Below are 21,682 nucleotides of genomic sequence, written 5' to 3'. Positions count from 1 at the left end.
TTTCCCCTCAGGAAAACAGGCGGGCAATCTCGGCTTCCGCCTCGGCGAAACCCTGCGCGGTCGCCTCCGGCCCCATGTTCAGGCCCTCGGCGTAAATGAAATGGACGTCGGTGATGCCAAGGAAACCGAGGAAAGTCCTGATCAGCGGCACCTGGCTGTCGAGCGCCGTGTCGCGGTAACGCCCGCCACGTGCCAGCGCCACGTAGGCGGTCTTGCCCTTGAGCAGGCCTTCCGGACCGTTGGCGGTGTAGCGGAAGGTGACGCCGTTGCGGGCAATCGCATCGAACCAGCTTTTCAGTTGCACGGGAATCGTGAAGTTGTACATCGGCACGCCGAGCACCAGCACGTCGGCGGCCTGCACCTGGGCGATCAGCGCATCGTCGCTGGCGACGCGGGCAGCCTGTTCGGCGGAGCGCTGGTCGGCCGGGGTGAACAAGGCACCGAGCGCGGTGCCGTCGAGCACGGCCGGCGGATTGGCGCCGAGATCGAGGACGTCGAGGGTGGCAGCCGGATTGGCGGCTTGCAGGCGCTCGACGACCTGCCGGGCGACACGGGTGGAATTGGCATCGGCGGCACGGATGCTGGCGTTGATCTGCAGGATGTTCATGTTGTTTCTCCGTTGGGGTCAGGGTGAGTCCATTGTATTTAAGCGGAATCACTTGATTAAGTGGGGCAAATGGATAACATTGTTCCGCATATGGAACAATTTGACGCCAACGATCTGCTGATCTTCGCCCGTGTTGCCGATGCGGCGAGCTTCAGCCGTGCCGCCGAGCAGCTCGGCCTGCCGAAATCGACCGTTTCACGGCGCGTTTCATTGCTTGAGGAACGCCTGGGCGAGCGCCTGATCCAGCGCACCACACGCCGGCTGACGCTGACCGATTACGGCCGTCAGTTGCTCGAACACGCCCGCCAGGTCGCGGTCGAAGTCGACGCCGTGCGCGCCCTCAGCGAGTTCCGCCAGGCCCGGCCGAGCGGCCGGCTGCGCGTGTCGATGCCGAACGATTTCGCCACCCTGCTGCTGACCGACATGCTCGCCGCTTTCGTCACCCTGCACCCGGCGGTATCGCTGGAACTCGACCTGTCACCGCGGCGCGTCGACCTGCTGGGCGAAAACTTCGATCTGGCCATCCGCATGGGCAGCCTGCCCGACGATGCCTCGCTGGCGGCACGAAAACTGGCCGATTTCCCCGGCGGCTTGTACGCCGCCCCGCAGTATCTGGCCGAGCACGGCGAACCGGCGCATCCCGATGCGCTCATGCTGCACGCGACCCTGCGCCTGTATGGCCGTTCCGGCGAACCGGCGGTCTGGGAGTTGCGCCATCCGGATGAACGGCAAGCCTGGCAGGGATCACCGCGCGCCCATACCGTCGCCAATTCACCGGAACTGCTGATTCATCTGGCGCGCGCCGGTGCCGGCATCACGGCCGTCCCGGACTACTTTGCCGCACCCTGGGTCCGCCAGGGTTTGCTGCGCCGGGTGCTGCCGGCCTGGTCGCTGCCGGCGCATGCGGCCTGGGCGGTGTTTCCCGGCCGGCGGCTGATGCCGGCCAAGACCCGGGCCTTTCTCGACATGCTGATGGCGGCACTGAATCCCTAGACGCTGGCCAACAGCAACGCGCCCTTCTCCAGCGGATCGAGGTCAATGCGTTTGACCTCGCTGAAACCGGCTTCGGCCAGCCAGGCGCGGTAATCCGCTTCGCGATGGATGCTGGTTCCGGTCTCGTACATCAGGGTCAGCTTGAATGCCGCCAGATAGGGCGACGGCGGCTGGTCGTCGAGGTATTCGTGGATGACCAGCAGGCCGCCCGGATTGAGGCTGTCGCGGATGCGCCGGATGACCCGGCGATTGTCGTCGGCTGTCTGGTTGTGCGCGACCGACAGGTAGAAAACCACGTCCTGCGCGGGCGCCCATTGATGGTCGAGCACGCTGCCCGGGGTCAGCGCGATGCGTTCGCTCAGGCCATGCGCTGCCAGCCGCGCCGGGGTGTCGGCCAGGGCGCTGGGAAAATCGACGATCTGCGCACGCAATTGCGGATAGTGTTCGCAGAAGCGGATGCTGTGCAGGCCGTGCGAGCCGCCGAGGTCGAGCAGGCGCTGTTGGTCCGGTCGAAGCGGAACCAACCGCAGCAGGTCCGGCCCGAGATCGCAGGCGAAAGCCGCCATGTAGGCGGCAAAGGTCTGGCCGAGCTGGGGCCGCGACTGCATCGCTTCCCACAAGGTGGTCTGCGGCCCGCCACGGCGCAGCGCGCTGCCGAGATCGCCCATCATCGGCCAGGCTTCGGCGGTCCACAGCAGGCCCGGCGTGTAATCGACGGCGCCGCGCGAGGTGAACCAGCGCTGAGTCGATGCGCTGTTGGAATAGCTGGCGCCGTCACGTTCGAGATAGTCGATGCTGACCAGAAAATCGGCCAGCGTGGCGACACCACGCACCGAGACAGCCAGGCGCCCGGCCAGATCGTCGGTGCTCAAGGGGCCATCGGCCAGCGCTTCGAACAGGCCGAGCTGGCCGGCCGAGATGATCGCTGCCGACTTCATCATCGGCAGGTAAACATCGATCATCGGCAAGTTGTTGCCGGTAGCCGAAGAGCTCACCCGAGTGCCGCCTCGATGGCCGCCCGCAGCGCCGCATCGTCCGGTGCGGTATCCGGCGAGAAGCGGCCGATGACCTTGCCCTGGCGATCGATCAGGAATTTCTCGAAGTTCCACAGCACATCGGTGTCGCGCGCCGGCAGCAGCTTGTAGCCGGCGAGCTTGTCGCGGAAGTCGCTGCCTTCCGGATAAACGGCATTCGGGATCGCGGCAATCAGCGCGGCGTAAAGCGGATGACGCGGTTCGCTGTTGATCTGCATCTTGGCGAACAGCGGGAAGCTGACGCCGTACGTGGCGCTGCAGAATTCGCGGATTTCGTCGGCGGTGCCCGGCTCCTGGGCGGCAAAGTCGTTGCAGGGGAAACCCAGCACCTGCAGACCGCGCGGCGCCAGCGCCTGATGCAGCTTTTCCAGGCCCTCGTATTGCGGCGTCAGGCCGCAACGCGAGGCAACGTTGACTACCAGCAGCACCTCGCCGGCGTAGTCACGCAGGCTGGCCGGTCGGCCGTCCAGGGTCTGCAGGGGAATATCGTAAAGGCTGTCGTTCATTGTCTTCTCCATGGGTTCGGGGCGCTGCTTGGAGTGGCCTACTTCGCTTTCCGTTCCCGAAGCGTCGCAAATACCCCGGATCGTCAGGCAAGCTGCGCCAGCGCCTGCAGCGCCTGCAGCGCCTCGCGGTAGACATGCGGATCGGGATAGCGTCGCGTTTCCGGGGGCAGCAGCCGGGCCACGCGTTCGCCGCGCCGTGCATCGATTTCCGGCTGCCAACCGGCGAGCACCTGGGCAACGGCATGCGGCGCGTTGCACACGAGCAGCATGTCGCAGCCGGCGGCCCAAGCGGTTTCGACGCGAGCCAGCATGTCGCCGACGACACCGGCACCGGCCATCGACAAATCGTCGGTAAAAACCACCCCGTCAAACTTCAAGTCGTTTCTCAAATAAGTTATCCATTTATTTGAAAATACGGCTGTATTGGAATCAAAGCACTCGTAGATCACGTGCGCCGCCATGACCGCATCGAGCGCCAGTTCGCGATAGGGACGCAGGTCGTCGGTCATCGCCGCCAGCGGCCGGTCGTCGACCGGCAGTTCGACGTGCGAGTCGGGAATGACGTAGCCGTGACCGGGGAAGTGCTTGCCGCAAGTGCCCATGCCGCCCGCCTTCAGACCCTCGCCAAGCGCGCCGGCGAGCGCTGCAACAACGGCCGGGTCGCGATGGAAGGCGCGGTCGCCGATCACCCGCGACGGGCCGTAATCGAGGTCGAGCACCGGTGTGAACGAGTAATCGACGCCACAGGCGCGCAGTTCGGCGGCGAGGACGAAACCGGCGGCGCGGGCGGCTGCCAGCGCAGCGACCGGATCGCTGTCATGCAGTTGGCCGAGGGCGCGCATCGGCGGCAGCCGGGTGAAGCCCTCACGGAAACGCTGCACCCTGCCCCCTTCGTGATCGACGGCGATCAGCAGGCGCGGCTCGTGCAGTGCGTGGATTTCATCGCACAGCGCCGTCAGTTGGGCACGGTCACGATAGTTGCGGGTAAACAGGATGATGCCGCCGACCAGCGGATGGCACAGGCGTTCACGGTCGAGGTCGGTGAGTTCGGTGCCGGCGATGTCGATCATCAGCGGACCGGGCAGCTTGGCGCTCATGCTTGCTCCAGCAAAACGTAGGCGACGGCGTATTCCGCTTCGTCGCTGATCGAAAGGTGCGCGGTCAGGCAGCGGTTTGCAACGATTTCCGCCAGTTGACCGTGAAAATTGAACACCGGCTTGCCCAGTTCGTCGTGGCCGACGGCAATCGCCGGCAGCAGCACCGGCGGTCGCACGCCCGTGCCGAAGGCCTTGGCGAAGGCCTCCTTGGCGGCGAAGCGCTTGGCCAGGAAGCGGCCTTTATCGGCGGCGCTCGCGAAATCGTCGCGTTCGTCCGGCGCCAGCAGCTTGTCCAGCGCCTTGTCGCCGTGCCGTTCCCACATGCCGCGCAGCCGCGCGACGGCGACGATATCGGTGCCGATGCCGACGATCATTCGGCTTCCGGATTCGCGGCGGCGGCGACCATCAAAGCCTTCATCTCGCGCACCGCCTCGCGCAGGCCGGTGAACACGGCGCGGCTGACGATGGCGTGGCCAATGTGCAGCTCACGGATGCCGGCCAGCCGGGCGACCGGCTGGACGTTGTAGTAATTGAGCGCGTGACCGGCGTTGAAGCGCATGCCGAGCTGGCGGATGGCGCGGCCGGCGACGCGGATCTTCTGCAGTTCAGCGAGCACCGCCGGCGCCTCGGCATCGCGGCCTTTTTCGTAAAAGGCGTGGGCGTAGGGGCCGGTGTGGATCTCGCAGACACTGGCACCGATCCTTGCTGCCGCCTCGATCTGCGGGATTTCGGCGTCGATGAAGACGCTGGTGGTGATGCCGGCGTCGCGCAGACGGGCGATCACGTCCTTGAGCCGGGCTTCCTGGCCGACGATGTCGAGACCGCCTTCGGTCGTCACCTCGTGCCGCCCTTCCGGCACCAGCATGGCCATTTCCGGCCGGGTCGCGCAGGCGATGCCGACCATCTCGTCGGTCGCCGCCATTTCCAGGTTAAGCTTGATCTGCGTCGTTTCCTTGAGCCGGCGAACGTCGGCATCCTGGATGTGCCGGCGATCCTCGCGCAGATGCACGGTGATGCCATCGGCGCCGCCCAGATGCGCCTCGACGGCGCCCCAGACGGGATCGGGTTCGTAGGTGCGCCGGGCCTGGCGGACGGTGGCGATGTGGTCGATGTTGACGCCGAGTTCGATCATAGTTCCTGCAACTCCTTGAAAATCTTGCGGGTTTCCAGTTCCTGGCCACCCAGGTAATAGCTCAGCAGCGTGCGCATCAGCGTCTTGGCCTCGCCGCGCGAGCGCGGGTTGGAGAAATCGCCGGCGCCGAGGTCGAGCAGGCTGCTGCCGCGCACCACCTGGGCGTCGGCTTCGGCATGCGCCAGACGCACCGGCCCCTGCTCCATCCGGTAAGTGTAGAACGCATCGGCGGCAATCGGCTCACCGGCGGCGTCATGCTCGAGCATCAGGCCGTAGCCGAGTTCCTGCAACAGCGCCTTCTCGAAGCTGCGCAGGTCGCCTTCACGGGTTGCCGCGTCGCTATGCGCAGCCAGGCGCTGCAGCGTTTCGGCGTAGCGGGCGAACAGCGTCTGGTGGGCGTCCTCGCGCGGCAACAGGTGCATCAGCAGTTCGTTCAGGTAGTAGCCGCAGAACAGCGCCTCACCGCCGAGCAGCGGCTGACCGCCGACCCATTCGGCCTTCATCAGCGTCAGCACCTCGCCCTTGCCGGCCCAGCCGATTTCCAGCGGTTGAAAACCCATCAACAGACCACGGATCGCCGCCCGCGGCCGGCGCGCACCGCGTGCCAGCAAGGCCATGCGCCCGAAATCGCGGCTGAAGACTTCGACGATCAGGCTGGTCTCGCGAAACGGCAGGCTGTGCAGCACGTAGGCGGGCTGGCCGTCGACCTTGCTGCGCAGACTCATCGCGAAATATCCCGGATCGGCGGCTTACTCGTAGCCGAGGCTCTTGAGCAGGCGCTCGTCGTCGTTCCAGCCCGACTTCACCTTGACCCAGACTTCGAGATAGACCTTGCCGTCGAACAGCCGCTCCATGTCCTGGCGGGCTTCGCTGGCGATGCGCTTCAGCGAGTCGCCACCCTTGCCGATGACAATCGCCTTGTGGCTTTCGCGGTCGACGACGATGGCGGCGAAGATGCGGCGCAGATTGCCCTCGACTTCGAATTTCTCGATCTCGACGGCGGTGGCGTACGGCAGTTCGTCGCCGAGCAGGCGAAAAACCTTCTCGCGGATGTATTCGGCGGCGAGGAAGCGTTCCGACTTGTCGGTCAGGTCGTCCTCCGGGAACATCAGGCCTTCGTTCGGCAGGTGCTTGCGCGCCTCCTTGAGCAGGTCCTGGGTTTGCCGGCCCTTGGCGGCGCTGACCGGGACCACGGCGGTGTAGTCGAAATCGGCCGAGACCTCGGCGAGGAAAGGCAGCAGCGCTTCCCGGTTTTTCAGCAGGTCGGTCTTGTTGATGACCAGGATCACCGGCCGGTCCTTCGGCAGCAGGCGCACCACCGCCTTGTCCTTGGCGTCGTAGCGGCCGGCCTCAATGACGAAGAGGACGAGATCGACGTCGTTCAAGGTCTGCGTCACGCCACGGTTCATTGCCCGGTTCAGTGCGTTCGAAAACTTGGTCTGGAAGCCCGGCGTATCGACGAAGACGAACTGGGCGTCGGCCTCGGTCAGGATGCCGGTGATGCGGTGCCGGGTGGTCTGTGCCTTGCGCGAGACGATGCTGATCTTCTCGCCGATCAGGTGGTTGAGCAATGTCGACTTGCCGACGTTGGGTCGGCCGACGATGGCGATGTAGCCGGAGCGGATTTCGGTCATGGATTCAGGGCTTTCAAGGCCGCTTCGGCGGCGTTCTGTTCGGCGATGCGGCGGCTGCTGCCGCACCCTTGGGTACGCAGCGAAGGGTTGTCGATTTCGCAGGCAACGACGAAGGACTGTTCATGGGCGGCGCCGCTGGTTTCCAGCAACTGGTAACGCGGCAGCGGCTTCTTCTTGCCCTGCAGCCATTCCTGCAGGCGGGTCTTGGGATCTTTCTGGAACTGCCCCGGCTTGAGGTCGGCGAGCAGCGGTGCGTAGAGGCGGGCAATCAGCCTGGCCGCCACCTCGAACCCGGCATCGCGATAAACCGCACCGAACAGTGCTTCGAGCGCGTCGGCCAGAATCGACGGGCGCGTGGCCCCACCGCTTTTCAGCTCACCTTCACCCAGGCGCAGCGCCTGGCCGACGCCCAGCTGCAGCGCCAGTCCGTGCAGGGTTTCCTGACGGACCAGATTGGCCCGCAGGCGGGAAAGATCGCCTTCGGGCAATTCCGGAAAGCGTTGATAGAGGATGTCGGCGATCACGCAATCGAGGATGCCGTCACCGAGGAATTCCAGGCGCTCGTTGTTGGGCGTGCCATAGCTGCGGTGCGTCAGCGCCGTACGCAGGAGAGCGGCATCGGCAAATTCATGCCCGATGCCTGCGGCGATTTTCTGCGGCGTCATGCTTATTCCGCAGTCGTCCCCTTGTAGTCAATCAGCAGGCTGACATTGGCGAACAAGGGAATGCGTTTTTCATAGGCGAACTCGATGACCACCTGGCCACGCTTGTCCTTGTAGATTTCAAGGTCGCGTGACGAAAACGCGAGATGGTCGACTTCGGCATACTTGTCGAAGGAACGGCGCAGCTCGACCACGGTTGAATCCGGCGTTGCCTTGGCGACTACCGCCTTGCTGCCCTGCAATATCTTGTAGTACTCGATGACCGAAGGCGTCACCTTCATGCCCAGCACGGCCACGAGGACGAGGACGATACCCCAGAAAATCAGGCCGGAAAGCGCTACACCACGTTGATATTTCATGTTCTCACCTTACCTGAATGCACCGATACGGCTGAAGTCGTCGAAATTCAGCCAGATGAAGAAGGCCTTGCCGACGATGTTCTGTTCCGGCACGAAGCCCCAGGCCCGGCTGTCGCGGCTGTTGTCGCGATTGTCGCCCATCATGTAGTAATGGCCGTCCGGCACCTTGCAGGTCACGCCACTGGCATTGTATGTGCAATTTTCCCGATAGGGAAAGGAGGAAACGCCGGGAATGAAGGCCGGCGCGTCGGCATCGTTGAGGATTTTATGCTCGACGTCGCCGAGTTTTTCCGTGTATTGCTCGGAGTAGTACAGACGCTCGGCATGCAGGAAGTCCGGCTGCTTTTCCATGGCCACGGCCTGGCCGTTGATGCGCAACTGCTTGTTGTGATACTCGATGGTATCGCCCGGCAGGCCCACCACGCGCTTGATGTAGTCGAGCGAAGGATCTTCCGGGTAGCGGAAGACCATCACGTCACCGCGCTGCGGCTCGTTGACATCGATGATCTTGGTGTTGATCACCGGCAGGCGGACACCGTAGGTGTATTTGTTGACGAGGATGAAGTCGCCCACCAGCAGCGTCGGGATCATCGAGCCCGAGGGAATCTTGAACGGCTCGAACAGGAAGGAACGGAGCACGAAAACGATCAGGATCACCGGGAAGAAATCGCCCCCCCACTCCACCCACAGCGGCTGCTTGTCGTTGGCAGCGCGCAGCTTGCGGAACTTGAGGATGTCGATCGCGTACAGGATACCGGTGACGACGACCAGAATGAGAAGGATCAGGGCGAAATTCATGCGTTCTCTCAGCTATCAACGCGCAGCACGGCGAGGAAGGCTTCCTGCGGGATTTCCACCGAGCCGACCTGCTTCATGCGCTTCTTGCCGGCCTTCTGTTTTTCGAGCAGCTTCTTCTTGCGGGTGATGTCGCCGCCGTAGCACTTGGCCAACACGTCCTTGCGCATTGCCTTGACGTTCTCGCGGGCGATGATGTGCGAGCCGATGGCGGCCTGGATGGCGACGTCGTACATCTGCCGGGGAATCAGCTCGCGCATCTTCGACGCCAGTTCGCGGCCGCGGTACTGCGAATTGGAGCGGTGCACGATCAGCGACAGCGCATCGACCTTCTCGCTGTTGATCAGGATATCGAGCTTGACCACATCGGCGGCGCGGTATTCCTTGAAATCGTAGTCGAGCGAAGCGTAGCCCTTGGAGCAGGACTTCAGCTTGTCAAAGAAATCCATGACCACTTCGGCCATCGGCATCTCGTAAACCAGCTTCACCTGGCGGCCGTGATAATGCATGTCGACCTGATTGCCGCGCTTCTGGTTGCACAGCGTGATGACGTTGCCCAGGTAATCCTGCGGCACGAAGATGGTCGCGGTGATGATCGGTTCGCGCACTTCCTCGATCTTGGAGATCTCCGGCAGCTTGGCCGGGTTCTCGACCTGGATCACCGAGCCGTCGCGCTGCACGACTTCGTACACCACGGTCGGCGCGGTGGTGATCAGATCCTGATCGAATTCGCGCTCCAGGCGCTCCTGCACGATTTCCATGTGGAGCAGGCCAAGGAAGCCGCAGCGGAAGCCGAAGCCCAGCGCCTGCGAGACTTCCGGCTCGTATTGCAGCGAGGCGTCGTTGAGCTTGAGCTTTTCCAGCGCTTCGCGCAGCGAGTCGTACTGGTTCGACTCGACCGGGTAGAGACCGGCGAACACCTGCGGCTTGATTTCCTTGAAGCCGGGCAACGGTTCGGTCGCCTTGCGATCAGCCAGGGTGATCGTGTCGCCGACCTTGGCCGCCTTCAGTTCCTTGATTCCGGAAATCACGAAGCCGACCTCGCCGGCCTTCAGCGACGGGCGTTGCAGCGATTTCGGGGTGAACACGCCGACCTGTTCGCACAGCTGGGTGGCGCCGGTGGACATGAAGTAGAGCTTGTCCTTGGGCTTCATCTCGCCTTCGACAACACGCACCAGCATGACGACGCCGACGTAGTTGTCGAACCAGGAGTCGATGATCAGCGCCTTCAGTGGCGCGCTGACATCACCCTTGGGCGGCGGCACGCGGGCGATCACGGCTTCGAGGATGTCCTCGACGCCGAGGCCGGTCTTGGCCGAAGCGAGCACCGCATCGGTCGCGTCGATACCGATCACGTCCTCGATTTCCTGGCGGGCGTTGTCCGGATCAGCCGACGGCAGGTCGATCTTGTTGAGCACTGGCACCACCTCGACATCGAGGTCGAGCGCCGTATAGCAGTTGGCCACCGTCTGCGCCTCGACACCTTGCGAGGCATCAACGACCAGCAGCGCGCCTTCGCAGGCCGACAGCGAACGCGAGACCTCGTAGGAGAAGTCGACGTGCCCCGGCGTGTCGATCAGGTTCAGGTTGTACACCTTGCCGTCGCGCGCCTTGTACTGGAGCGCCGCTGTCTGCGCCTTGATGGTGATGCCGCGCTCGCGCTCGATATCCATCGAATCGAGCACCTGCGCCTCCATTTCACGGTCGGACAGGCCACCGCAGAGATGGATGATACGATCGGCCAGGGTCGATTTGCCGTGGTCGATGTGGGCGATGATGCTGAAGTTTCTGATATGGTCCATTGCAGGCAGTAAAAAAGGGCGCTAACGGCGCCCTTGGCGATTCGGAAGACCCTGAATTCTAGCGGATTTGCACCAAATATTCACGGGTTTTGGCCTCGTCCAGGAAGTAGTGGCAGAGCTCGGTTTCACCGTGCAGCAGCACCGGCACCAGTTCGTCGTATTTTGCTTCGAGCGCCGGGTCGGCATCAACGTCAACTACCGTCACCGTCGCCCCGAATTCGGCCGCCAGCGGCGCCAGCGCCGCCTCCATGTCATGGCACAGATGGCAGTAGCCGCGGCTCATCAAGGTCAGTTCAATTGCCATTCAAGCCCCGCACGGTCACGAAGGTCTGCATTTCGCCACGACGGATCAGCAAGGTGACGTTGGCATTCCTGTCCAGTTGGGCCAGCAGCTTGTTGAACTGCTCGGCCGACTTGAGTTCGGTGGTGCTGCCGCGATGGATCAGGGCGATGATGATGTCGCCCTGGCGTAACTCGGCCCGCGCCGCTGCACCGCGCACTTCCTCGATTACCAGTCCACCGTCGATGCGCAGCGCACGCCGCTGTTCGGCGGAGAGTTCTCCGACCACCAGACCCAGTCGATTGGCGCTGCGCTCGGGCGCGCGGCCGGCGCGTGGCGGTCGCGCAGCGGCCTGGGACTCGTCTGCCATCTGGCCGACCACGACAGCGATGTCGCGCAGCTTCCCTTTACGCCAGACCTGGACCACCGAGCGCATGCCCGGACGGGTCGCTGCGACCATGCGCGGCAGATCGACCGAAGTCTCGACCGCCTTGCCGTCGAAACGCAGGATCACATCGCCGGCTTCGATGCCGGCCTTTTCGGCGGGGCCGTCGCGCTCGACGGCATTGACCACGGCACCCATCGGCCGCGCCAGGCCCAGCGAATCGGCCAGCTCCTTGCTGACTTCCTGGATAACGACGCCGATCCGCCCACGGCTGACCTTGCCCGACGCCCGCAACTGCTGCTGGATATCCATCGCCACGTCGATCGGAATGGCGAACGAGAGGCCCATGTAGCCGCCGCTGCGACTGTAGATCTGCGAATTGATACCGACCACTTCGCCGCTCAGGTTGAATAGCGGCCCGCCCGAATTACCCGGATTGATCGCCACGTCGGTCTGAATGAAGGGCACGTAGTTTTCCTGCGGCAGCGCGCGCCCCTTGGCTGAAACCACGCCGGCGGTCAGCGAATTGTCGAAGCCGAAAGGCGAACCGATGGCCACCACCCACTCGCCGACCTTCAACCGGGAGGGATCGCCCAGTTTGACGAAAGGCAAGCCGCTGGCCTCGATCTTGAGCAAGGCCACGTCGGTCCGCTTGTCGGCACCGACGATCCGCGCCTTGAACTCACGCTTGTCGGTCAGGCGCACCGTGACTTCCTCGGCGCCGTCGACGACATGCGCATTGGTCAGGAGGTAGCCATCATCACTGATGAAGAAGCCGGAACCCAGCGACTTGTTGTCGAATTCCCTGGGTATCGCACCGCCGCCGGGAACACGAGGAAAGAAACGCTTGAACAGCTCGAACGCCGGATCGCTCTCGTCGAACGGGAAAGGCATGGCCCCGGACTGTCCGCGTACGGCCTGCGTGGTGCTGATGTTGACCACCGCCGGTCCCTGCTTTTCCGCCAGTTCGGTAAAATCCGGCAGGCCGCGCGATTGCGCCTGGGCCAGACCGACGGTAAGGAGCAAGGAAAGAATCGCCAGAATGCGCTTCATTGACCGGTTTTCTCCTGAATCTCGGGGATGCGGGAAATGATGTGCGGCTGGCTGCCGGGATCGCCTACCGGTTGTCGCGAACGGCGTGCCGCCAGCGCGAAGGCAGCAACCACGCCAATCAGGCTGCCGACGATGGCCCCCATGTCGCCGCCCAGTTGCGCGCCGAGCACGGCCCCGCCGATCAGGCCGAGCACCGGCAGGCCGTAGGCCAGATTGGCACCCCGGCGCAGGGTCCCCGCCGTGACGGCAACCGAGACCGTATCGCCGACTTCAGCGCCGATGGCATTGTCCACGCGATAGCGACGCGGACCGCTGCAGAAAGTCTGAGTCAGGTGATGGCCGCCGCAACCACCCTTTTCATGGCAACGGCCGCAACCGCCCTGGGCGACTTCGACGACGGCGCCGGCCGGATCGACCAGGCGGACGACCGCCCGGATGACGCTGCCCTCGCCTTCCATCACCAGCGCCTGTCGGGAGCGATGTCGAGCAAGGGGCGCAGCTTGCCGGCGACGGCCTCGCGTGCCCGGAAAATCCGCGAACGGACGGTGCCGATCGGGCAGTCCATGATGCCGGCGATTTCTTCGTAGGACAGCCCCTCGATTTCGCGCAGGACGATGGCCGTGCGCAATTCCTCGGGCAAGGCGTCCATCGCGCTATTGACGGTCTGGCCGATCTGCTTGGACATCAGCAGACTCTCCGGCGTATTGATGTCGCGCAGCAGGGCCGCATCCTCGAAGCCCTCGGCCTCGTCGGCATCGAATTCGGTACTGGTCGGCGCCCGCCGCCCCTGGGAAACCAGGTAGTTCTTGGCGGTGTTGATACCGATCCGGTACAGCCAGGTGTAGAAGGCGCTGTCGCCACGGAAAGACGGCAAGGCGCGATAGGCCTTGATGAAGGCCTCCTGCGACACATCCTCGACCTCTGCCGCATCGCGGATGTAGCGCGACAGCAAGCGACCCAGCTTACGCTGATACTTGCTCACCAACTGGTCGAAGGCGCCTTGATCGCCGCCTTGCGCCCGCTCGACCAGCAACTGATCGACCTCGCGCTCGCTCATGACTCTGTTTTTCCCGGGAATATGTTCTTGTTGGGGCAGAGTATAACGCAGGCCTTTTGACGCCACCCCTAGGGACTTATCCCTAATTGTGATTTTCTGTAACGATGTGAATCGTTTTCCGCGTGCTATATTGCGCGCCGGATTATCTTCTCCGGGAAACATCGTGCTCAACTTTGATGTGCTCATCATCGGCAGCGGCCTCGCCGGTCAATCGGCGGCGCTTCGCCTGGCCGATCATTGCAGCGTCGCGCTGATCAGCAAGCGCAAGCTTGAGGACTCCGCCTCCGGATGGGCCCAGGGCGGCATTGCCGCGGTGCTCGACAACCGCGATTCGATCGAAGCGCATATCCAGGACACCTTCGTTGCCGGTGCCTGGCTGAACGATGAGAAGGCCACCCGCTTCGTCGTCGAGAACGGGCGCAGCGCGATCGAATGGCTGATCGAGCAGGGCGTGCCCTTCACCAAGGACGAATCCGGCTACCACCTGACCCGCGAAGGCGGCCACAGCGCCCGCCGGGTGATCCATGTCGCCGATGCCACCGGTGCCGCGGTCCAGCAGACGCTCACCGAGAAAGTCCGAAAACACCCGAAAATCCGTGTTTTCGAAGATCACATCGCGGTTGACCTGATCACTGGGAAGAAACTCGGCACCGACGAAAACCGCTGCTTCGGCGCCTATGTCCTCAACAGTGTTTCCGGTGACGTCCTGACCATCGGCGCAGCCAACACCCTGCTGGCGACAGGCGGTGCCGGCAAGGTCTATCTGTTCACCACCAACCCCGACACCTCGACCGGCGATGGCATCGCCATGGCCTGGCGCGCCGGTTGCCGGGTGGCCAACATGGAGTTCATCCAGTTCCACCCGACCTGCCTCTACCACCCCAACGCCAAGTCCTTCCTGATTTCCGAGGCCGTGCGCGGCGAAGGTGGTCTGCTCAAGTTGCCGGACGGCACGCGCTTCATGCCTGAGCACGACGAGCGCGAGGAACTGGCGCCGCGCGACATCGTCGCCCGCGCCATCGACTTCGAGATGAAGAAGCGTGGCCTGGACTGCGTTTACCTCGATATCTCGCACAAGGGCGAAGCCTTCATCCGCGAGCATTTCCCGAACATCCACGCACGCTGCCTGGAGCTCGGCATCGACATCACCCGCGAACCGATTCCGGTCGTTCCGGCTGCCCATTACACCTGCGGCGGCATCGTCTGCGACCTCGACGGGCATACCGATGTCGCCGGTCTCTACGTTGCCGGCGAAGCTTCCTGCACCGGCCTGCACGGCGCCAATCGCCTGGCGTCCAACTCCCTGCTCGAATGCCTGGTGTTCTCGGAAGCGGCGGTCAAGGACATGCTCGCGCAAAAGCCGGCACCGCTGCCTGCCCTGCCCGACTGGGACGACAGCCGGGTCACCGATGCCGACGAGGAAGTGGTGATTTCTCACAACTGGGACGAACTGCGCCGCTTCATGTGGGACTATGTCGGCATCGTCCGCACGACCAAGCGACTGAAGCGCGCCGAACATCGCGTGCGCCTGCTGAAACGCGAAATCAACGAGTTCTACGCCAATTTCCGGGTCAGTCACGACCTGATCGAACTGCGCAATCTCGTCCTCACGGCCGAACTGATCATCCGTTGCGCCATGCTGCGCAAGGAAAGTCGCGGCCTGCACTACTCGCCGGACTATCCGGACATGGCGGCAAAACCCCGCAATACCACGCTCAAGCCACGTCGCCAGAAGCGCTGACGCGGTTCTGCCAGCGCAGGAAAACCCTTAGCCGGCGAAACTCGTCCGGCCCGCTGCTATCGACGGTCACCACCAGCACGCTGGCCGCCCCGCCGCTTTCCGGTGCCAGATGCAATACCGTCAGCCAGCGATGGACCGTAGCCCCCGGCAGGCAACGCAGCGCAACAAACTCGCCATCTTCCTGCAAACGCCCCTCCACCCTGCCGTCGTGGGTCAGGCGCAAGGCGGCAAACGGCGGACGTAGTTGCCGCCAGGCCAGCCCGACGAGCAGGACGACAACCACCAGCAAGCCCGCCACCTGCCAGGGTTCCCCTGGATAGAAGCCGATGAACACGACGCTTGCCAGCACCACGAGCAGCAGCAGGCGATCGAGCAAAAAAGAACGGTGCAGTCCGATGATCACCGGAAACTGCACCGTTCGTCTCCCTGGCAGTCGCGCTTAGATACGCTTGAACACCAGCGAGCCGTTGGTTCCGCCGAAACCGAAGTTGTTCTTCAGCGCTACGTCGATCTTCATCGGCCGCGCCTGGTTGGCGCAGTAATCCAGATCGCACTCGGGATCCTGATTGAAGATGTTGATCGTCGGCGGCGAGATCTGGTGATGGATGGCCAGCACCGTGAACAACGACTCGACCCCGCCGGCACCGCCGAGCAGGTGACCGGTCATCGACTTGGTCGAATTGACGACGATGGACTTCTGCGCGTCGCCGAAGGCTGCCTTGATCGCATCCGATTCGTTCTTGTCGCCGAGCGGCGTCGACGTACCGTGCGCATTGACGTACTGGACGTCGGCCGGCGTCACACCGGCGTTCTTCAGCGCATTGACCATCGAACGGCGCGGGCCGTCCATGTTCGGGGCGGTGATGTGATAAGCGTCGGCGCTCATGCCGTAGCCGGCCACTTCGGCGTAGATCTTGGCGCCACGGGCCTTGGCGTGTTCGTACTCTTCGAGCACCAGGACACCGGCGCCCTCGCCCAGCACGAAACCGTCTCGATCCTTGTCCCACGGACGGCTGGCCGTCGCCGGGTCGTCATTGCGGGTGGACAGCGCGCGGGCTGCGCAGAAACCGCCAAGGCCGAGCGGCGACACGGTCGATTCGGCACCGCCGGCAACCATCACGTCGGCATCGCCGTATTCGATGATGCGTGCGGCTTCGCCGATCGAGTGCGTACCGGTCGTGCAAGCGGTCACGATGGACAGATTGGGGCCCTTGAAGCCGTACTCGATCGACAGGTTGCCGGAAATCATGTTGATGATCGAACCGGGAACGAAGAAAGGCGAAACCTTGCGCACGCCGGCGACATTGTATTCGTCCTTGGTGGCTTCGATCAGCGGCAGACCGCCGATACCGGAACCGATGGCGACACCGACGCGCTCGGGATCGGCCGCGCCCTCCTGATCCAGGCCGGCGTCACGCACGGCCTGCATGCCCGCAGCCAGGCCGTAATGGATGAAGGTATCCATGCGCCGGGCATCCTTGGCGGAAATGTACTGGGTGATGTCGAAATTCTTGACTTCACCGGCAAACTGTACCGGAAAGGTCGAGGTGTCGAAGCGGGTGATCGGTGCGATGCCGGAAACGCCGGCAACGATGTTCTTCCAACCTTCTTCGACGCTGTTGCCGACCGGGGAAATCAGGCCCAGGCCGGTGATGACGACTCTACGACGTGCCAAGATATGCACTCCGAAAGCAAAAATAGCAAGGCCGGCCTTGGGGGCCGGCCTTGCCTGGTTGAAACCGGAATTGGCTTACTGCTTGTTGGCGAGGATGTAATCGACAGCCTGCTGGACGGTCGTGATCTTCTCGGCCTGGTCGTCCGGAATTTCGCATTCGAATTCCTCTTCCAGCGCCATGACCAGCTCGACGGTGTCCAGCGAATCCGCGCCCAGATCATCGACGAAAGAGGACTCGTTCTTGATGTCCGCTTCGTTCACACCCAGTTGTTCGGCGACGATCTTCTTGACGCGCTCTACGATGTTATCCATTCGAAAAACTCCTTCCCCTCGGGGTACGAAAAAAAACGTGTTGATTCTACCAAAAGCCGGGACTTGGTGTAATCAATCCATGAACATGCCGCCATTCACATGCACGGTAGTACCCGTGACATACGAGGCAGCGGGAGAAACCAGGAAGCCGACCGCACCGGCGACGTCTTCAGGTGTGCCGGCACGAGCCAGCGGAATCGAGGCCAGCATAGCGGCCTTTTGTTCTTCGGTCAGCGCATGCGTCATGTCGGTGGCGATGAAGCCCGGCGCGACGCAATTGACCGTGATGTTGCGGCTGCCCAGTTCGCGCGCCAGCGACCGGGAGAGACCGGCGACGCCGGCCTTGGCAGCGCAGTAATTGGCCTGGCCGGCGTTGCCGGAATAGCCGACCACCGACGAAATATTGACGATGCGGCCGAAGCGCGCCTTCATCATGCCGCGCATGACGCCGCGCGACAGACGGAAAACCGCCTTCAGGTTGGTGTCGATGACCGCATCCCACTCGTCGTCGCCCATGCGCATGGTCAGGTTATCGCGGGTGATGCCGGCGTTATTGACGAGCACTGTGATGGCGCCGAATTCCTTGGCGACCTCGGCGAGCACGGCGTCGGTCTGCGCGTTGTCGGTAACGTTGAGGACGACACCACGACCCTTGATGCCCGCTTCGGCGAGATAGGCCGAAATCTGCCCGGCACCGGCTTCGCTGGTCGCCGTACCGATCACGGTGGCACCCTGGCGGCCGAGTTCGAGGGCGATGGCGCGGCCGATACCGCGGGTGGCGCCGGTGACCAGCGCAATCTTGTCGTTGAGCATCGCTTACTCCAGGCCGAGATTGGCTTCGATGGCCGCCGCATCAGCCAGGGCAACCCCGGCAACACCGTCGGCACAACGCTTGGTCAGACCGGCCAGGACCTTGCCCGGACCGCATTCGGCCACGGTCGTCACGCCGATAGCGGCCATTTTCTGGACCGTCTCGACCCAGCGCACCGGATTGTAGGCCTGGCGCACCAGCGCATCCTTGATCCGGGCCGGATCGTTTTCGATCGCCACGTCGACGTTGTTGATTACCGGAATCTTCGGCGCCTGCAGCGTCAGCTCGGCCAGACGCGCAGCCAGTTTGTCAGCAGCCGGGCGGATCAGCGAGGAATGGAACGGTGCCGACACCGGCAGCGCCTTGGCCATCTTGGCACCGCGCGCCTTGCAGGCGTCCATGGCGCGTTCGACGGCGCCCTTGTGGCCGGCGATCACGGTCTGGCCGTTGGCGTTGAAATTGACCGGCTCGACGATCTCGCCCTGCGCCGCTTCGGCACAGGCGGCAACGATGCCGGCGTTATCCAGACCGAGCACGGCGGCCATGGCGCCGGTGCCGAGCGGCACGGCTTCCTGCATGGCAGCGGCGCGCAGGCGGACCAGCGGTACCGCGTCCTTGAACTCGATGACGCCGGCAGCAACCAGCGCCGAATACTCACCCAGGCTGTGGCCGGCGACGACGGCCGGCATCTTGCCGCCCTTCTCGCACCACAGGCGCCAGGCGGCGATACCGGCGGTGAGCATGACCGGTTGGGTATTGACGGTCTGGGTCAGGACTTCGGTCGGACCGTCAGCGACCATCGCCCACAGGTCGTCGCCAAGCGCGGCAGACGCTTCGTCAAAGGTGGCGCGAACCACGGCGGCATCGCCGTAAGCGGCCATCATGCCAACGCTCTGCGAGCCCTGGCCGGGAAATACGAAGGCAAAAGACATCAATCAGTCTCCTGTTATCAGAATTCGAGCAGGGCTGCGCCCCAGGTGAAACCGCCACCAACCCCCTCGACCAGGACTTTCTGGCCGCGCTGGATGCGTCCATCGCGAACGGCTTCGTCCAGCGCCAGCGGCACCGATGCGGCCGAGGTATTGCCATGACGATCGACGGAAACGATCACTTTCTCACGGGGCACGCCAAGCTTCTTGCCGGTCGCTTCAATGATGCGGATATTGGCCTGATGAGGAATCAGCCAGTCAAGGTCAGCGGTCGAGATACCGGCCTTGGCGCAGACTTCCTCGGCGATGTCGGCAAGCACGCGCACGGCGAATTTGAATACCGCCTGACCGTCCATGCGCAGGAAGGGATCACCGGTGACCTGACCCGAACAGACCTGGCCAGGCACGTTGAGGATACCGAACTGGCTGCCGTCGGCATGCATCGCCGTGGCCATGATACCCGGGGTCTCCGAGGCTTCAAGGACCACCGCGCCGGCACCGTCGCCGAACAGCACGCAGGTGCCACGATCGTTCCAGTCGAGGATGCGCGAAAACACTTCGGCGCCGATGACCAGCGCCTTCTTGTGCGAGCCGGAAACAATGAATTTCTCGGCAATGCCCAGGGCATAGGTAAAACCGGCACAAACGGCCTGTACGTCAAAGGCGGCAGCGCCCTTGTTACCGAGCTTGCCCTGAATGATGCAGGCAGTGCTGGGGAAGATGAAGTCCGGGGTCGACGTGGCAACAACGATCAAGTCGAGGTCGGCTGCAGCGACACCGGCCATCTCCAGAGCCCGCTGGGCGGCGATCAGGCCGAGTTCGCTCGAGGTCGTGCCGGCTTCGGCCAGATGACGGCTGCGGATACCGGTGCGCGTGACGATCCACTCGTCGTTGGTATCGATACCGCGCGCCGCCAGGTCATCGTTGCTGACGGGTTTGCCCGGCAGGTAGCTGCCGGTGCCGATCACGCGTGCGTACATTCAGACTGTCTCCACAGCAGCGGACGAAGCCGCATTGGTTAGTGCCAGGCGCTCGGTGATCCGCTCCAGGACACGGTTTTCCGCCGCGTCGTAGGCCCGGGCAATGGCGGTGCCGAACGACAATTCGTCGGCCGAGCCGTGGCTCTTCACCGAAATTCCCTTGAGGCCGAGCAGGATCGCACCGTTGTAACGGCGATGGTCGAAGCGCTTCTTGAAATTATTGAGCACCGAAATGGCGATCAGGGCCGCGATCTTGGTCAGCCAGCTACGCTTGAACTCGCTGCGCAACGACGATGCCAGCATCTGCGCCAGCCCCTCGGAAGTCTTCAGGGCGACGTTACCGACAAAACCATCGCACACAATGACATCGGCTTCGCCCTTGTAGATCCCGTCGCCTTCGACGTTACCGACGAAATTCAGACCGGAATTGCGCAGCAGGTCGGCGGCAGCCTTGACCACCTCGTTACCCTTGATCTCTTCCTCGCCGATATTGAGGATGCCGACTGTCGGCCGTTCCTTGTGCTCCATGGCGGCGACCAGCATGGCGCCCATGATGCCGAACTGCAGCAGGTGCTCCGGTTCGCAATCGACGTTGGCACCGAGGTCGAGCATGTGCGTGTGGCCGTTGATCGTCGGCAGCGGCGCACAGATCGCCGGCCGGTCGATACCGGGCAGCATCTTGAGGACGAAGCGCGAGATCGCCATCAGTGCGCCGGTGTTTCCGGCTGAAACGCAGGCGTCAGCCTCGCCGGACTTGACGAGATTGATGGCCACGCGCATCGAAGAATCCTTCTTGTTGCGCAAGGCGAGCGCCGGCGATTCGTCCATGCCGACCACTTCGGTCGCATTGACGATGCGCAGGCGTGAATCATCGGCCGTAGTGCCGAGCAGCGGACGCAAAACCTCCTCCTGACCAACCAGGACGAGATGAGCCGCCGGATGTTCTGCAAGAAAACGGATAGCCGCGGGCACCGTCACCGACGGTCCGTGGTCACCCCCCATGCAATCAATGGCGATGCGGGTTGTCATGGCAAAAGAAAAGGCAGGCGCTCCCGAAAGAGCCGCCTGCCCTTCAATGAACGATTACTCGCCCTTGGCCTTGAGGACCTTCTTGCCGCGGTAGAAACCGCTCGGGGAGATGTGGTGACGCAGGTGCGTTTCACCGGTGGTGGACTCGACGGCCAGCGGGGGCGCGGTCAGGAAATCATGGGCACGGTGCATGCCACGCTTCGACGGGGACTTCTTGTTCTGTTGAACGGCCATTTTGTGTTACTCCAAAAAAAATCAGTTCGGCTTGCCTTTGAGCCCGGCCAGTGCAGCAAACGGGTTGACCCGCTCACCGGCACCAGACGCGCCAGGCAAACCACATCCATCATGTCGCGGCGCAACCGGCAGGGACAACAGAATTTCGTCCTCGACCAGCTCCGCCACATCCAGTTCCTTTTCCACCGGCAGAAAATCCCGGCTGTCGTCTTCCAGTTCGTCTTGCGACACGTCGGCGTTGGCCGGAATGACTTCCAGCAGACGATCGACGTCCAGCGCGAAATCGATGGCATCCAGGCAGCGCTGACAAGCCAGCGGAATGCATCCGCTCACCGTCAGGCGCAGCAAGGGTTCGCCACGTTTACCCCTGAAACCTTCGAGATGCCAGGAAACCTCCCCGGACACTTCGGCCAGCAGATCATGCAGGCGTTCCATTGCCGAAACCGCCAGCGTTCCTTGCAGAACACGCGCATCCCGGGCAAAGGCGAAGGCATCATTGATTCTTTTCAAGCTGAATCTGTTGCGACTTAAACGGCGGATGATATTATTTTTGGCTCGCCAAGTCAAAGACAAAG

Annotated in this window: 27 protein-coding genes; 2 read left to right on the top strand and 25 right to left on the bottom strand. The window is 63.3% G+C overall.

The annotated features are described in order from the left end of the window. Positions 1–7: 7 nt before the first annotated feature. Positions 8–607: an FMN-dependent NADH-azoreductase gene (locus AADV58_RS09755; RefSeq protein WP_028995599.1), complete on the bottom strand. Its 600-nt coding sequence runs from the start codon at positions 605–607 to the stop codon at positions 8–10. 90 nt (positions 608–697) lie between these two features. Here AADV58_RS09755 and AADV58_RS09750 point away from each other — a divergent pair, with 90 nt between their 5' ends. Further along, complete coding sequence (locus AADV58_RS09750) at positions 698–1,600, top strand: LysR family transcriptional regulator (protein WP_341743044.1); 903 nt, start codon at positions 698–700, stop codon at positions 1,598–1,600. Here AADV58_RS09750 and AADV58_RS09745 read toward each other — a convergent pair. The 15 genes from AADV58_RS09745 to rpoE form a co-directional block, all read right to left on the bottom strand. Next, a complete protein-coding gene (locus AADV58_RS09745; protein WP_043421588.1) occupies positions 1,597–2,595 on the bottom strand; it encodes a methyltransferase in 999 nt (332 codons plus the stop codon). The two genes, AADV58_RS09750 and AADV58_RS09745, sit on opposite strands and share 4 nt — an antisense overlap. Next, on the bottom strand, positions 2,592–3,140 hold the full coding sequence (locus AADV58_RS09740; protein ID WP_028995602.1) for a glutathione peroxidase: 549 nt from the start codon (positions 3,138–3,140) through the stop codon (positions 2,592–2,594). The genes AADV58_RS09745 and AADV58_RS09740 overlap by 4 nt, the downstream gene beginning before the upstream one ends. Positions 3,141–3,223: 83 nt before the next feature. Beyond that, a complete protein-coding gene (gene nagZ, locus AADV58_RS09735) occupies positions 3,224–4,237 on the bottom strand; it encodes a beta-N-acetylhexosaminidase (RefSeq protein WP_341743043.1) in 1,014 nt (337 codons plus the stop codon). Continuing rightward, complete coding sequence (acpS, locus tag AADV58_RS09730; protein ID WP_028995604.1) at positions 4,234–4,611, bottom strand: holo-ACP synthase; 378 nt, start codon at positions 4,609–4,611, stop codon at positions 4,234–4,236. Before acpS ends, nagZ begins: the two co-directional genes overlap by 4 nt. Next, the gene (locus AADV58_RS09725) at positions 4,608–5,369 is read right to left on the bottom strand and encodes a pyridoxine 5'-phosphate synthase (RefSeq protein ID WP_341743042.1); all 762 of its coding nucleotides are present in this window, start codon (positions 5,367–5,369) and stop codon (positions 4,608–4,610) included. Before AADV58_RS09725 ends, acpS begins: the two co-directional genes overlap by 4 nt. Then, positions 5,366–6,094 carry a DNA repair protein RecO gene (gene recO, locus AADV58_RS09720; RefSeq protein ID WP_341743041.1) on the bottom strand — a complete coding sequence of 243 codons (729 nt, stop codon included), beginning with the start codon at positions 6,092–6,094 and terminating at the stop codon, positions 5,366–5,368. Before recO ends, AADV58_RS09725 begins: the two co-directional genes overlap by 4 nt. A 24-nt stretch (positions 6,095–6,118) precedes the next feature. After that, positions 6,119–7,003, bottom strand: coding sequence for a GTPase Era (gene era, locus AADV58_RS09715; protein WP_028995607.1), 885 nt, complete (start codon positions 7,001–7,003; stop codon positions 6,119–6,121). After that, positions 7,000–7,668, bottom strand: a complete 669-nt coding sequence (rnc, locus tag AADV58_RS09710) for a ribonuclease III (RefSeq protein ID WP_028995608.1) — start codon at positions 7,666–7,668, stop codon at positions 7,000–7,002. The genes era and rnc overlap by 4 nt, the downstream gene beginning before the upstream one ends. Positions 7,669–7,670: 2 nt before the next feature. Further along, positions 7,671–8,024: a DUF4845 domain-containing protein gene (locus tag AADV58_RS09705; protein ID WP_028995609.1), complete on the bottom strand. Its 354-nt coding sequence runs from the start codon at positions 8,022–8,024 to the stop codon at positions 7,671–7,673. 9 nt (positions 8,025–8,033) lie between these two features. Beyond that, on the bottom strand, positions 8,034–8,822 hold the full coding sequence (lepB, locus tag AADV58_RS09700; RefSeq protein WP_341743040.1) for a signal peptidase I: 789 nt from the start codon (positions 8,820–8,822) through the stop codon (positions 8,034–8,036). 8 nt (positions 8,823–8,830) lie between these two features. Further along, complete coding sequence (gene lepA, locus AADV58_RS09695; protein ID WP_341743039.1) at positions 8,831–10,621, bottom strand: translation elongation factor 4; 1,791 nt, start codon at positions 10,619–10,621, stop codon at positions 8,831–8,833. A gap of 58 nt (positions 10,622–10,679) precedes the next feature. After that, a complete protein-coding gene (locus tag AADV58_RS09690; RefSeq protein WP_028995612.1) occupies positions 10,680–10,925 on the bottom strand; it encodes a glutaredoxin family protein in 246 nt (81 codons plus the stop codon). Further along, positions 10,915–12,339: a DegQ family serine endoprotease gene (locus AADV58_RS09685; RefSeq protein ID WP_341743038.1), complete on the bottom strand. Its 1,425-nt coding sequence runs from the start codon at positions 12,337–12,339 to the stop codon at positions 10,915–10,917. Before AADV58_RS09685 ends, AADV58_RS09690 begins: the two co-directional genes overlap by 11 nt. Continuing rightward, on the bottom strand, positions 12,336–12,797 hold the full coding sequence (locus AADV58_RS09680) for a SoxR reducing system RseC family protein (RefSeq protein WP_341743037.1): 462 nt from the start codon (positions 12,795–12,797) through the stop codon (positions 12,336–12,338). The genes AADV58_RS09685 and AADV58_RS09680 overlap by 4 nt, the downstream gene beginning before the upstream one ends. Further along, positions 12,797–13,396, bottom strand: coding sequence for an RNA polymerase sigma factor RpoE (gene rpoE, locus AADV58_RS09675; protein ID WP_028995614.1), 600 nt, complete (start codon positions 13,394–13,396; stop codon positions 12,797–12,799). The genes AADV58_RS09680 and rpoE overlap by 1 nt, the downstream gene beginning before the upstream one ends. Before the next feature lie 160 nt (positions 13,397–13,556). Here rpoE and nadB point away from each other — a divergent pair, with 160 nt between their 5' ends. Further along, positions 13,557–15,137: an L-aspartate oxidase gene (gene nadB, locus AADV58_RS09670; RefSeq protein WP_281981834.1), complete on the top strand. Its 1,581-nt coding sequence runs from the start codon at positions 13,557–13,559 to the stop codon at positions 15,135–15,137. Here nadB and AADV58_RS09665 read toward each other — a convergent pair. The 9 genes from AADV58_RS09665 to AADV58_RS09625 form a co-directional block, all read right to left on the bottom strand. Next, positions 15,112–15,540, bottom strand: a complete 429-nt coding sequence (locus tag AADV58_RS09665; protein WP_341743036.1) for a protein YgfX — start codon at positions 15,538–15,540, stop codon at positions 15,112–15,114. The two genes, nadB and AADV58_RS09665, sit on opposite strands and share 26 nt — an antisense overlap. Positions 15,541–15,576: 36 nt before the next feature. After that, a complete protein-coding gene (fabF, locus tag AADV58_RS09660) occupies positions 15,577–16,812 on the bottom strand; it encodes a beta-ketoacyl-ACP synthase II (RefSeq protein ID WP_028995617.1) in 1,236 nt (411 codons plus the stop codon). A gap of 75 nt (positions 16,813–16,887) precedes the next feature. Next, positions 16,888–17,124 carry an acyl carrier protein gene (acpP, locus tag AADV58_RS09655; RefSeq protein ID WP_028995618.1) on the bottom strand — a complete coding sequence of 79 codons (237 nt, stop codon included), beginning with the start codon at positions 17,122–17,124 and terminating at the stop codon, positions 16,888–16,890. Between the two features lie 72 nt (positions 17,125–17,196). After that, positions 17,197–17,937 carry a 3-oxoacyl-ACP reductase FabG gene (gene fabG, locus AADV58_RS09650; protein WP_028995619.1) on the bottom strand — a complete coding sequence of 247 codons (741 nt, stop codon included), beginning with the start codon at positions 17,935–17,937 and terminating at the stop codon, positions 17,197–17,199. Positions 17,938–17,940: 3 nt separating this feature from the next. Then, entirely contained in the window at positions 17,941–18,867 is a 927-nt protein-coding gene (fabD, locus tag AADV58_RS09645) for an ACP S-malonyltransferase (RefSeq protein ID WP_028995620.1), read from the bottom strand. 17 nt (positions 18,868–18,884) lie between these two features. Beyond that, a complete protein-coding gene (locus AADV58_RS09640; protein ID WP_028995621.1) occupies positions 18,885–19,844 on the bottom strand; it encodes a beta-ketoacyl-ACP synthase III in 960 nt (319 codons plus the stop codon). Then, complete coding sequence (gene plsX, locus AADV58_RS09635; RefSeq protein WP_028995622.1) at positions 19,845–20,873, bottom strand: phosphate acyltransferase PlsX; 1,029 nt, start codon at positions 20,871–20,873, stop codon at positions 19,845–19,847. Positions 20,874–20,927: 54 nt separating this feature from the next. Beyond that, positions 20,928–21,107 carry a 50S ribosomal protein L32 gene (gene rpmF / locus AADV58_RS09630; protein WP_028995623.1) on the bottom strand — a complete coding sequence of 60 codons (180 nt, stop codon included), beginning with the start codon at positions 21,105–21,107 and terminating at the stop codon, positions 20,928–20,930. Positions 21,108–21,128: 21 nt separating this feature from the next. Continuing rightward, positions 21,129–21,617: a YceD family protein gene (locus AADV58_RS09625; RefSeq protein ID WP_028995624.1), complete on the bottom strand. Its 489-nt coding sequence runs from the start codon at positions 21,615–21,617 to the stop codon at positions 21,129–21,131. Positions 21,618–21,682: the final 65 nt, after the last annotated feature.

Origin of the sequence: Azonexus hydrophilus, assembly GCF_038368255.1 — a bacterium.
GTDB lineage: Bacteria > Pseudomonadota > Gammaproteobacteria > Burkholderiales > Rhodocyclaceae > Azonexus > Azonexus hydrophilus.
Note: the sequence above shows the minus strand (reverse complement) of the source record. Positions and strands in the feature narration are given on the sequence as shown.